Genomic DNA, 12,590 nt, shown 5'->3' with positions numbered 1-12,590 from the left:
GGCCGCGGGCGAGGGGGTGGCGGGGGACGCTGGTTTTGCGGCGGGGGTTGGCTTAGCCGCTGGCGAAGGCTTGGCGGTGGGGGAGGGCTTGGCCGCTGAAGAGGGCTTCGCGGTGGACGAGGGCTTCGCGGTGGGCTTGGCCGCAGCCGCCGCAGTGGCTGGAGGCAGCTTCAGCCAGGCCCCCACCTTGAGCTGGTCAGGCTTGAGGCCGGGGTTGGCCTTCTGGAAATCGGCCACGGTGGTGCGATGGCGCGCCGCCAGCAGAGCCAGGGTCTCCCCGGCGCGCACCTGCACGAGCCCCTTCGATGGCGGCAGTTTCAGCTGCTGGCCGATCTGAAGCTCCTCGGGCTTGGTGATCCTGTTCAGCCGCATCAACTCCTGCACGCTCACCCCGTACCGGGCGGCGATGGCCTCCAGCGTGTCGCCCTGGACAACCTTCACACTGCGAGCGGGTGGGGCCCCCTGGCTAAAGGCCACCGGACTGAAGCCAAGCCCACTGACGGAGAGAAAAAGGGCAGCAAGAACAGCCCCGGCCGCCGTTGACTGTCGCCCCATGATTCCCTCACTCCCTGCAGAAGAAAGCTACCAGAAGCGGCCACCATCCCTGAATCAGCACATTCCAGAGCCTGCAGATCGTCACCCCAAGCGTTGAATGCAGCCATGCAACATTTCAACAACCGGGGATAGTCAATCCCGCCGCCGACCCGCGGATCGGCGGCCCCCCGGCGGCAAGCGTTCAGGGTGCCGCGGCAGCCATCATGAAGGGCGGCGCCACCGGCGGCGACGGGTCGCTGGCGGCGCTCACCTGCGACCGCCGCTGTCGGCCGGCGGCGCCATCGATCAGGGAGGCCAGGGCCAGGGCGCCATCGATCACGACCAGCACGGCCCAGAGCAGCAGCAGCAGCAGCTCCGCCAAGGCTGTCCGCTCCGGGACCGTGAGGGGTGGCGCGGGTGCCGGCGGCACCTTGGGCAACAGTGCCACCAGCTCCGGTCTGGCGATCTCCGTGACGACGACCGAGTTCACTGGGGACAGCAGGTCCGGGTCGGCGATCGGGGCCGCGGCGGGCACAGCCGGCTCAACATGCACCGTTGCGCGCTCCTGCTCTGGGCGGGCCTGAAACAGCAGGGCCGTGGGTGGTTCGCCCGGCACCGGCCAGGGCGGGCGCGAGGGCCGCCGCCCCCTGCTTTTGGCATGCTGCTCCCGCAGCCGTTCGGCAAGCGTGGGCAGCATGGGATCGATCCTCACTCTCCTGTAACGATCCTCACGGCCGGGCCGGGCCACCGCAATGAACCCAGCGGGGCACTGCATGTTTCGTTACATCGAGCCGCTGGGCTGGTCTCGGACCGCGGCCAGATCCGTCTCCTCAGGCTCGGGCTCGCCGAACCAGCGGGCCTCCAGGGCCTTCACCACCACATAGAAGGGGGGCACCACCCCCAGCGACAGCACCGTGGCCACCAGCAGGCCGCCGAAGATCACCGTGCCCAGGGACTGCTGGCTGTTGGCCCCCGCCGTGGTGGCCACCACCAGGGGCAGGAAGCCGGCCAGGGCGGCGATAGCCGTCATCAGGATCGGCCGCAGCCGCGATTCGGCCGAGGCGATGGCGGCCTCGGCGGCCGTCATGCCCTCCTTCATGTGCTGCTCGGCCACCTCGACGATCAGGATGCCGTTTTTGGCCGCCAGACCGATCAGGGTCACCAGGCCCACCTGGGCATAGATGTTGAGGTCGATCGAGCGCAGGGCCAGGAACACCAGGGCGCCGAGCATGGCCAGGGGCACGGTCATCAGGATGATCACCGGCGTCACGTAGCTCTCGTACTGGGCCGAGAGCACCAGGTAGACCACCAGGATCCCCAGGCCGAACACCAGCACACTGGCGTTGCCCGCCGAGAGCTGCAGGGCGGCCAGACCGGTGAAGGCATAGCCGATGTTGTTGAAGTCCTGGGCGCGGAACAGGTCCTGAATCAGCGTCAGGGCCTGCCCGGAACTCTTGCCGACCGCCTCAGCCCCCTGGATGAGGATGGTGCGATAGAGGTTGAAGTGGCTGATCACCGGCGGCGCGCTGGTGAGTTCGGCGGTGGCGAATTCCGACACCTGGACCAGCTTGTCGTCCCTGCTGCGCACGTAGAAACTGAGCACATCCTCGAGGGATCGGCGGTTCTCGGCCGCCGCCTGCACGTAGATGTTCCTGACCTGGCCGCTCTCGTAGGTGAGGCCCGAATAGTTGCTGCCCGCCAGCACGGCGATCGTCTGCATCGCCTGCTGGAAGTCGATGTTGAGGGCCCCCACGATCGAGCGGTCGATCTTCAGCCCGAAGGCCGGGGCACTGGGGATGAACTGGGTGTAGAGGGTGGAGAAGCCGCCGCTGGCTGTGCCGGCCTGGATCAGCTGCTTGGCCTGATCATCGAGCTGGTTGAAGGTGAAGGCCCCGTTGCTGAGGTCGTTGAACTGGAAGTAGAAGCCCCCCTGGGCCGAGAACCCCGGAATCGCCGGCGGCTGGGCCGCCACCGCCATGCCGGAGCTGATCTGGCTGAGCTTGGCGTTCAGGCGGTTGACGATCGCCGGGGCCTTCTGGTCGGTGCCGCTGCGCTCCTCGAGGGGCTTGAAGCCGAAGAAGAACACCCCCTGATCGGGGCTGGCGCCGTTGAAGCCATAGCCGCTCACCACCGAGCCGGCGATGATCTCGTCTTCGGCATTGAGCACCTTGGCCACCTCCAGGGCGGTGCCCTGGGTCTGGCTGAGGGAAGCGCCGTTCTGGAGCTGGAAGATGCCCATGCCGTAGCCCTGGTCCTCCTCGGGAATGAAGGCGGAGGGAAGGGCGGTGAAGGCGAACAGGGTGAGGGCGATGCCGCCACCCAGGCCCACCAGGATCCAGCGGCGCCGGGCGATCAGGGCCCCTACCAGGGCGGCATAGCCACGCTCCAGGCGCGTGAAGAAGGCGTTGAAGCGACTGAAGATCCAGACCAGATTGGCGCCGGCCAGCACACCGCCGACCACGCCGATCCCATAGGTGATGCTGCCGAAGGAGGCGGCACTGAAGCGGCCGAAAGCCAGGCCCACCACCACACCGCCGATGATGCCCACCAACCGGCCCGGGGGTGCTGATTTCTGGCTCCGCAGCAGCAGGGCCGAGAGCATGGGGGAGAAGGTGAGGGCGTTGAAGGCGGAGATGGCGATCGAGAAGGCGATCGTGAGGGCAAACTGGCGGTAGATGATGCCGATGCCGCCGGGGTAGAACGCCACCGGCACGAACACCGCCATCAGCACAAGGGCGGTGGCCACCAGGGCACCGAACAGCTCCCCCATGCACTCCATGGCGGCCTGACGGGGACGCATCCCCTTCTCCAGGTTTTTCTCCACCGCCTCAATCACCACGATGGCGTCGTCCACCACCAGGCCGGTGGCCAGCACCAGGCCCAGCAGGGTCAGCTGGTTGATGGAGAAACCGAAGATCTTCACGAAGGCGAAGGTGCCGATCAGGGAGATCGGAATCGCCAGGCTGGGCACCACGGTCGCCCGCCAGTCCTGCAGGAACAGGAACAGGATCAGCAGCACCAGCACGATGGCCAGGCCGAGGGCATCCACCACCCCCTCCACGGCCGACTCGATGAACTGGCCGATGTTGTAGATCTCGAACACCTTGACGCCCGTGGGGACGCTCTGGGTGAACTGGTCCATCACCTGCACCACCTGGTTCGAGACGTCGAGGGCGTTGCTCTCGGGGGTCTGGAAGACGGCCACCGTGATCGAGGGGTGGCCCTCGATGCTCACCGCCTGCTGGGCGAAGGTGTTGGTGCCGTAGGTGGCTTCGCCGACATCCTTGAGACGCAGCAGGTTGCCGGTGGAGGTGCGGCCGACGATCAGGTTGTTGAGCTCCTCGACGGACACCAGGTTGCCGTTGTTCTCCACCAGGATCGGGTAGGCGAACTTCTGGTTGCCCGCGGCCGGCGGTCCGCCCACCAGGCCCCCAATGGCGACGCTGTTCTGGCTGGCCACCGCATTGACCACCTGATCGGCCGTGAGGTTGTTGGCGGAGAGTTTGTTGGAATCGACGAACAACCAGAAGGCAGGATTGCTGCCACCCAGCAGGTTCACGGTGGCCACACCAGGCACCCGCTCCAGCTGGAAGTACAGGTTCTGGTAAATGAGGCCATTGAGATAGGCGGCATCGAACTGGCCCTCCGTCGAGGTGACCTGATAGGCCAGCAGGATCGACGGGGTGCTCTGCATCACCGAAACCCCGGTGGCCTGCACCTGCTGGGGCAGCTGGGGCATCGCCAGGGAGACGCGGTTCTGCACGTTCACCTGGTCGATGTCGATGTCCGTCCCCTGATTGAAATAGACCTGAATCGTGCTGGCACCAGACATCGTGCTGGTGGAAGAGATGTAATTCGCGCCAGGAACGCCGTTGATCTGCTGCTCGATCGGGTTGGTCACCGCCTGCTCGGTGACCAGGGAATTGGCGCCTCCGTAGTTGGAGGTCACCTGAATCAGGGGTGGGGCAATGTTCGGGAGATTTTCGATCGACAGGGTGGGGATGGCGATCAGGCCCACCAGCACGATCAGAATGCTGCAGACGGTGGTCAGAACCGGCCGCTTGATGAAGTTATCGGAGAACGACATCGGAGTTCAGCTCGCCGCCGGGGCCGGGGCCGGGGCCCGCCGCACCGGCATGCCGGAGCGCAGCAGGGCCGTGTTGCTCACCACCACCTCATCGCCTTTGGTGAGGCCGGAGAGCACCGGATAGGCGTTGTTCTGCAGCTTGCCCAGCTTCACCGCCGTCTGCACCACCACCGGCGTGGTGCCCGGGAGCTTCTCCAGTTTCTGCTTCTGGGCGGGCAGCAGCTGATCCGAGGCCTTGATCTGGGGCAGAACCGTGGAGAGGGGCAGCACGCGGTACACGAAGGGCTGCTGGGCCTGCATCATCACCGCCTCCACCGGCACCGCCAGCTGGTCGCTGCTACCGGTGATGATGCGGTTGCGCACGAACTGGCCGGTCTTCAGAACCCCGGTGAGATTCGGGAACTCCGCCTTCACCAGCACCGTGTTGGGCTGGCCCGAGGACTGGGTGGCATTGGCGAAGTAGGGGGAGACGAACACCACCCGGCCCGTGCCCCGCACCGGAGGATTGCCCTGGCTCTCCACCTCAACGGTCTGACCGATCTTCACCTGGCTGGACTGGGTGGCCGGCACATCCATCAGGGTCCAGAGGGAGGTGTTGTTGACGATTCCCGTGATCGCCTGGCCCTGGCGCACGTAATCCCCCAGCTTGACCGTATCGAGGTTGCCGATCTGGCCGTCGATGGGGGCGGTGACGAACTTGTAGCCGAGGGTGGCGGCGCTGGAGCGGGCCTGGTCACGGCTCTGGATCGCCTGGGTGATGTAGAAATCCCGTTCCTTGGTCGAGACGGCGCCCTGCTCGTTGAGGAAGACGTAGCGCTCGGCGTTGACACGATCCTTGATCGCCTCGGCCCGGTCGGAATCGAGAGCGGCCGACTCCTGGACGTTGTCGAGCACCAGGATCGGCTGACCCGCCTTCACCTGCTGGCCCTCCCTGGCCAGGATCCGCACCACCCGGCCATCGGTCTCGGGGCGCATCACCACGTTGGACGTGGATTCGATCGTGCTGATCGTCTCGATGCCCGGCGTGAAGCGGAACTCCCCCACCGTGACCGTCTGCACCGCCAGGGGCGGCCGGGCCTCAGGGGCGGCGGCGCCGCAGGCGGCCAGCAGCCACGTCAGGGGAACAAGAGAGGGGAGAGCCTGCCAGCGCACCGGACCGGGTTCATACCCCCGCAAGGTACCGGAAAAGGCCCATTCGCCCCACTGGTCCAGAGCGGCAGGCGACCCCTCAGCGGCGCGGTCCGGGCCCGCCGCCGCGGCCATGGTGCCGGTGATAGTCGGGCTCCGGGTTGGATTCCTGCAGCTGGCGCACCGCCTCCACCGCCATGCCGGCCACCACACCGAAACCGCCGAGCACCACGGTGCTCCAGAACAGGGCCTGGGGGGTGACCCTCAGGGGGGTGTGGTCGACGATGGAGCGCAGGAACTGGGCGATGGCCAGCCCCACCACACCGGTGATCAGGCCGGCAAAGAGCACCCGGCGGCCGCTCAGCGGTGGGCAGGGGGCCGGCATCAGGACCCCACGCCGGGGGAGGCTTCGGCCTCGGCAGACGGCGATGCGGCGGTGAGCTGCTTCATGACGACGTAGAACACGGGCACCACGAACAGGGACAGCACCGTGGCCACGGCCAGACCCCCGAACACCACCGTACCCAGGGAAGCCTGGCTGCGGGCACCGGCGCCGCTGGCCAGCACGAGGGGCAGGAAGCCGAACAGGGAGGAGATGGCCGTCATCAGGATCGGCCGGAAGCGGGACTGGGCCGACGCCCGCGCCGCCTCCAGGGCGGATTCGCCCTCCTGCATGCGCTGGTTGGCGAGATCGACGATCAGGATCCCGTTCTTGGCCGCCAGACCGATCAGCATCACCAGGCCCACCTGGGCATAGATGTTGAGCACCTCACCCCGCAGGGCCAGGAAGGCCAGGGCACCGAGCATGGCCGTCGGCACGGTCATCAGGATGATCAGCGGATCGCTGTAGCTCTCGTACTGGGCCGAGAGCACCAGGTAGACAGTGAGGATGCCGAGGGCGAAAATCACGATCGCCAGTGCTCCGGCCTTCACCTCCTCCCGGGAGATGCCGGTCCAGTCGTAGCCGACGCCGGTGGTGGAGAGGTTGTCGAAGATGTCCTGGATGTCCTTGATCGCCTGGCCGGAGCTGCGGCCCGGCAGGGCGGAGCCTTCCACCTTGATCGAACGGAAGAGGTTGAAGCGGGGAATCACCGACGGACCCGTGGTCGACTCCACCGTGATGAACTCCGACAGGGGGATCTGTTCACCGCTGGCATTGGGCACGTACAGGGACTTCAGCTGATCCGGATTGGCGCGGTAGCGCTCATCGGCCTGGACGAAGATGCGGCGAACCCTGCCGGCATCGAAGGTGTCGTTCACATAGAAGGAGCCGATGTTGAAGCTGAACGTCTGCATGGCCGTGCCGTAGTCGACCCCGAGCGACGCCATGCGGTCCCGGTCGACGAGGATCTGCAACTGGGGCGCCTCCGGCGAGAACTGGGTGAACACCCGATCGAACAGACCGCTCTGGTTGGCCTTGCCGACCAGCTGGGTGGCCGCCGCGAAGAAATCGGCCGGGGAGAGCGCACCCCCACTGCGGTTGAGCATCTGCATCTCGAAGCCCGCCCCGGTGCCGTACCCGGGGATGGCGGGCGGTTCGACAACGATGATGCGGGCCTCCTGGATCACCGAGAGCTCGCGGTTCAGCCGCTGGGTGATCGCCGCCACCGACTGGTCATTGGAGGTGCGCTCGTCCCAGTTGCGGGTGCCGAAGAAGAACAGGCCCCGGTTGGGGGCGTTGCCATCAAGGCTGGCACCGCTGAACACCGCCGCCGTGGTGATGTCCTTCTCGCTGCGCAGGATTTCCGCCACCCGCTGGTTGATGCGGCGCGTCGTCTCCAGGGAGGCGCCGTCAGGGCCCTGGACGATGCCGATAGCGTAGCCCTGATCCTCGACGGGAACGAAGCCCGTGGGGATGGAAGTGAAGGCGAAGCCGGTGAGCACGATGCCGCCGGCCAGCAGGGCCATGATCAGGCGGCGCTTGCCCAGCACCCAGGCCAGAGCGGCGTGGTAGCGCCGCTCGACACCGGCGTAGACGACGTTGAAGCGGCGGAAGATGGCCAGGGCGCCCCAGCCGAGCACCCCACCGACCAGGGTGTAGATCAGCACCTCGACCGGGCTGTTGAGCGGCGTCAGCAGCAAGGCCGCAACGGCGCCGCCGATCGCGAAAGGCAGCCTCAGGGGCAGCCGGGTCAGCAGATGCAGGCCGTAACCGATCGCTGCGGCGAGCGCCAGCACACCGAGGGCCACCAGGGTGCCTCCGCCGCTGGCCAGCAACCCATACACGAAGCCGATGAACACACCGGAAATCGCGTAGGTGCGGCGGCTGGGGGGGGCACCCTCTCGCGCCAGCAGCAGGGCCGAGAGCATCGGCGAGAAGGTGAGGGCGTTGAAGGTGGAGATCAGGATCGAGAAGATGATCGTCGCCGCGAACTGCTTGTAGATCGTCCCGGTGGCCCCGGGGAAGAACAGCACCGGCACGAACACCGCGAACAGCACCAGGGAGGTGGCGATCACGGCGCCGAACAGCTCGTCCATGGTGGACTTGGCGCTCTCCAGGGCGCTGAGGCCGGAGCCCTTCTTGGTGGAGGTGTCCTCGATCACGGTGATGGCGTCATCCACCACCAGCCCGGTGGCCAGCACCAGGCCGAACAGGGTGAGCTGGTTGAGGGTGAAGCCGAAGGCCTTCACGAACAGGAACGTCCCCACCAGGGCCACCGGAATGGCGATGGCCGGCACCAGGGTGGCCTTCCAGTTCTGCAGGAACAGGAACAGGATCAGCACCACCAGCACCACCGCCTCCCGCAGGGCGGAAGAGACGCCCTCGATCGAGGCCTCGACGAATTCGGTGTTGTCGTAGATCTTCTGAATCGTCATCCCGACCGGCAGGGTCTCGGCGAACTCCTTGATCACCTCCTCCACTCCGTTGGAGACATCGAGGGCATTGCTGCCGGTGAGCTGGTACACCGCCATGCCCACGGATGGGACACCGCGCAGGTCGGTGGCTTCGATGTCGAAGGATTCACCCCCGAGCGTCACCCTCCCCACGTCCCGCAGACGCACCAGGCCGCCATCGGCGGTGGAGCGCAGGATCATCGACCCGAATTCCTCGGTGTTGCGCAGCCGGCCCTGCAGCTGCACGGTGAGGGTGAACTGCTGGCCCTCGGGGGAGGGGGCACCGCCGATGCGGCCCACGGGCACCAGCCGGTTCTGGCTGCGCAGGGCCGCCACCACATCGGCGGCGGTGAGCTTGTTGGCGGCCAGGCGATCCGGGTCCAGCCAGAGGCGGAAGGCCAGCTGGCGGTTGCCGAAGTAGGTGAGTTCACCGACTCCGGGCACCCGCCGCACCGCATCGGTGAGGTTCTGATCCAGCAGGCCGCTGATGGTCTCGAGGCTGAACTGGTTCTTGGGATCCTCGCTGGTGAAGTTGTAGACGAGCAGGATCGAGTTCGAGGCCTTGTTCACCGTGATGCCCGACTGACGCACCTCCTCCGGCAGGCTCGGCTGGGCCAGGGACACCCGGTTCTGAACGTTCACCTGGTTGATGTCGCCGTCGCTGCCGCTGGCGAAGGTGACAGAGATGGAGCTGGAGCCATCGGCAGCACTGGTGGAGGTGATGAACTCCATGTTCTGCACCCCGTTGATCTGCTGCTCGAGCACGCTGGTGACGCCCTGCTCGACGCTGACCGCATCGGCCCCGACATAGCGGGAGCTGACCCGCACCGTGGGCGGGGCGATGTCCGGCAGGCTCTCGATCGGCAGCAGCGGGATCGCGATCAGGCCGGCGATCACGATCAGCAGGCTGCACACCGTGGTGAGCACCGGCCTGAGGATGAACGTGTTCGAAGGGGACATCAGGCGGGGCTCAGTTCACCTTGACGGGCGCGCCGTTGCGGAGGTTGATCAGGTTCGTGGTGATCACACGGGCGCCCGGCTGGAGGCCCTTGAGCACCGGATAGCGGTTGTTCTGCAGGGGGCCCAGCTGCACCGGGGTCTGGAGGGCGAAGCTGGTGCCGGCGGGGAGCTTGCGGGCCACCGCCAGGTCGGCGCGGCCGGGGCGCCGCTCCAGATCGGCCAGGCTGCCCACCTCGTAGACGAAGCTCTGGCCGGAGATCTGGGTGACGGCCGCGAAGGGGACCGACAGCTCCTGGCGACTGTCGAGCACCAGGCGGGTGCGGGTGCGCAACCCGGTGCGCAGCACCCCGCCGGGATTGGCGAACTCGGCCTTGGCCAGCAGGGACTGGGTGCCGGCCACCACACCCGGGTCGAGGGCGCCGACCACCCCCTGGGCCATCGGTTTGTTGGTGGCCGGATCCATGAGGATCACCGTCTGGCCCACCCGCAGACGATTGGAGAACACCGCCGGCACATCCACCCGGGCCATCAGCCGGTCGTTGCGGATGATCGTGGTGAAGGGATCACCGGCCGAGATCACATCCCCCAGCTTCACCTGCACGTCGCCGACCGTGCCGCCGATGGGGGCCTTGAGATCGCGGAAGGCCAGGTCGGCCCGGCGGGCCACCAGATCCTGCCGGGAGGAGAGGTACCGCTGGCGGAACTCGTCACGCTGGAAGGCACTGGCCGCGCCCTGCCGCACCAGGTATTCGTAGCGCTCGTAGTTGAGCTTGTTGGTCTGCACCTCCGCCTCAAGGCGGGCCACATCGGCGCGGGCCTGGGCCTGGTCGAGCACCAGCAGGATCTGGCCGGCGGCCACCTTGTCCCCCTGGCCCACCGATAGCCGCTCGATCCGCCCGCCGGCCTGCGCCGCCATCCGCACCTCCTCGATGGCTTCGAGGGTGCTGACGGTATCGACATTGTCGGTGAAGGGGGCCAGGGTGGCGGGCTCGGCTCGCACCGACAGCGGTGGCCGGCCCGCAGGCGCTTCCGCCTGGCAGGCGCCCAGCAAGGCGGCGCCCAGCAGGGCGGCGGTGGCCGGGAGTGCGGAGGCGGCCCTGAGGGTGGTGCCGGAGCGTCGCAGGCGCCCCGTGGGTGCCCCGGGACGAGGCGGCCTGCTCGGATGGCCGATCACGGGTTAAGCGACGGACAAGTCTTCCGGCAGACCGTACCGCTCCGGAGGCGCTCCCGGCGAGATGATGGGGCGGTGAGTGATCTGTTCTGGCATCAGGGCGAGCAGGCTAGGCGCAGGATCGCCCCGCTGGCGGATCGGCTGCGGCCGCGCAGCCTCGACGACTTCGTGGGCCAGGCGGCGATCCTGGGTCCGGGGCGGCTGCTGCGCCGCGCCATTGCCGCTGACCGCGTCGGCAACCTGATCCTGCACGGCCCCCCCGGCACCGGCAAGACCACCCTGGCGCGCATCATCGCCGGCAGCACCCGGGCCCACTTCAGCAGCCTCAACGCCGTGCTGGCCGGCGTGAAGGACCTGCGCGCCGAGGTGGATGCCGCCAGGCAAAGGCTGGAGCACCACGGCCTGCGCACGATCCTGTTCATCGACGAGGTGCACCGCTTCAACAGCGCCCAGCAGGACGCCCTGCTGCCCTGGGTGGAAAACGGCACCGTCACCCTGATCGGCGCCACCACCGAGAACCCCTACTTCGAGGTCAACAAGGCCTTGGTCAGCCGCTCGCGCCTGTTCCGCCTCCAGCCCCTCGAGCCGGAAGACCTGCGCCTGCTGCTGGAGCGGGCCCTGGCCGATCCCGAACACGGCTACGGCCAGCGCCGCGTCGAACTCGCCGCGGAGGCGGGCGCCCACCTGCTGGACGTGGCGGGGGGCGATGCCCGCAGCCTGCTCAACGCCCTCGAACTGGCGGTGGAGACCACCGAAGCCGATGCCGACGGGGTGATCCGCATCGACCTGGCCATCGCCGAGGAGTCGATCCAGCAGCGGGCAGTGCTCTACGACAAGCAGGGGGACGCCCACTTCGACACCATCAGCGCCTTCATCAAGTCGATCCGGGGCTCCGACCCCGATGCGGCCCTGTTCTGGCTGGCGCGGATGGTGGAGGCCGGCGAGAACCCACGCTTCATCCTGCGGCGCCTGCTGATTTCCGCCGGTGAGGACATCGGCCTGGCCGATCCCCAGGCGATGGTGGTGGTGGAGGCCTGCGCCGCGGCCTTCGACCGGGTGGGTCTGCCGGAGGGGCTCTACCCCCTGGCCCACGCCACCCTCTATCTGGCCGGCACCGAGAAGAGCAACAGCAGCCTGGGGTTCTTCGACGCGGTCAAGGCGGTGCGCGAAGCCCGGCGCCAGCAGGTGCCCGCCCATCTGCGCGACGCCAACAGGGACGGCGAGGCCTTCGGCGACGGGGTGGGCTACCGCTACCCCCACGCCTATGCCGACCACTGGGTGGCCCAGCAGTACCTGCCCCAGTCCTTGCAGGGGGAGGTGTTCTGGCAGCCGGGGGCCCTGGGCTGGGAAGGGGGGCTGCGGAAACGGCTGCAGCAGCGCCGGGCCGCCCAGCTCGCCGCCGCGGCTGAAACGGCCGCCGACGACCGCGGCGACCTGCTCAGCAGCAGCCCGGACGACCCCCTGCTCAACCGCTGGCTGCAACGCCAGGCCGGGGCCGAGGGCGAACGGCTCGATCGCCTGCGCCGGCGCTTCTGGGAGGAGGCCGCCATCGGCCGCCTCGACCGGGTGCTGGTGCTGGAGGCCCACTCCCTGCTCTGGGGCCTCGATCCGCTCGAAGCGGCCAGCGAGGGGGAGGTGGTGCTGGCCACACCATCGGCGGCCGTGCTCGATCGCCTGCAGGCCCAGCTGCAGTTGCTGGATCAGCTGCGGCGCCCCCGCCTGCTGGCCGCGGCGCCGGAGACGCCCGAGCCGCTCCAGGCCCTGCTGGAGCCATGGCCCAAAGAGCAGGGGCGCTTTGAATGGATCGCAGCGCGCCAGCCCTGGCGGAGCTGCTCAGCGGACCAACGGCGGGCCTGGCTGGAGCTGCTCACGGCC

General features: G+C 68.0%; 8 protein-coding genes. 1 reads left to right on the top strand and 7 read right to left on the bottom strand.

What is annotated here, in order from left to right; all coding sequences use genetic code 11:
• The 7 genes from VB737_RS02570 to VB737_RS02540 form a co-directional block, all read right to left on the bottom strand.
• A partial coding sequence (locus tag VB737_RS02570; RefSeq protein ID WP_500310870.1) for a LysM peptidoglycan-binding domain-containing protein occupies positions 1–441 on the bottom strand: 441 nt, incomplete at its 3' end.
• Positions 442–736: 295 nt separating this feature from the next.
• A complete protein-coding gene (locus VB737_RS02565; RefSeq protein ID WP_500310868.1) occupies positions 737–1,231 on the bottom strand; it encodes a hypothetical protein in 495 nt (164 codons plus the stop codon).
• Positions 1,232–1,315: 84 nt separating this feature from the next.
• Positions 1,316–4,621, bottom strand: a complete 3,306-nt coding sequence (locus tag VB737_RS02560) for an efflux RND transporter permease subunit (RefSeq protein ID WP_500310866.1) — start codon at positions 4,619–4,621, stop codon at positions 1,316–1,318.
• Positions 4,622–4,627: 6 nt separating this feature from the next.
• Positions 4,628–5,773 (bottom strand): efflux RND transporter periplasmic adaptor subunit, encoded by a 1,146-nt coding sequence (locus VB737_RS02555; protein ID WP_500310864.1) that lies wholly within the window; start codon positions 5,771–5,773, stop codon positions 4,628–4,630.
• Positions 5,774–5,849: 76 nt separating this feature from the next.
• Entirely contained in the window at positions 5,850–6,134 is a 285-nt protein-coding gene (locus VB737_RS02550) for a hypothetical protein (protein WP_500310862.1), read from the bottom strand.
• Positions 6,134–9,544, bottom strand: coding sequence for an efflux RND transporter permease subunit (locus VB737_RS02545; protein WP_500310861.1), 3,411 nt, complete (start codon positions 9,542–9,544; stop codon positions 6,134–6,136). Before VB737_RS02545 ends, VB737_RS02550 begins: the two co-directional genes overlap by 1 nt.
• A 10-nt stretch (positions 9,545–9,554) precedes the next feature.
• Positions 9,555–10,718, bottom strand: coding sequence for an efflux RND transporter periplasmic adaptor subunit (locus tag VB737_RS02540; RefSeq protein WP_500310859.1), 1,164 nt, complete (start codon positions 10,716–10,718; stop codon positions 9,555–9,557).
• 72 nt (positions 10,719–10,790) lie between these two features.
• On the opposite strand from VB737_RS02540, the gene VB737_RS02535 reads away from it, so the two are divergent.
• A partial coding sequence (locus tag VB737_RS02535) for an AAA family ATPase (RefSeq protein ID WP_500310857.1) occupies positions 10,791–12,590 on the top strand: 1,800 nt, incomplete at its 3' end.

Source organism: Synechococcus sp. BA-120 BA3, assembly GCF_034931285.1.
GTDB lineage: Bacteria > Cyanobacteriota > Cyanobacteriia > PCC-6307 > Cyanobiaceae > Cyanobium.
This window is presented reverse-complemented; position numbering and strand designations above follow the sequence as displayed.

Excerpts from the sequence above, each read along its gene's own strand:
- VB737_RS02550 (WP_500310862.1), bottom strand. The coding sequence starts at position 6,134 with ATGCCGGCCCCCTGCCCACCGCTGAGCGGCCGCCGGGTGCTCTTTGCC.
- VB737_RS02560 (WP_500310866.1), bottom strand. The coding sequence starts at position 4,621 with ATGTCGTTCTCCGATAACTTCATCAAGCGGCCGGTTCTGACCACCGTC.
- VB737_RS02565 (WP_500310868.1), bottom strand. The coding sequence starts at position 1,231 with ATGCTGCCCACGCTTGCCGAACGGCTGCGGGAGCAGCATGCCAAAAGC.
- VB737_RS02545 (WP_500310861.1), bottom strand. The coding sequence starts at position 9,544 with ATGTCCCCTTCGAACACGTTCATCCTCAGGCCGGTGCTCACCACGGTG.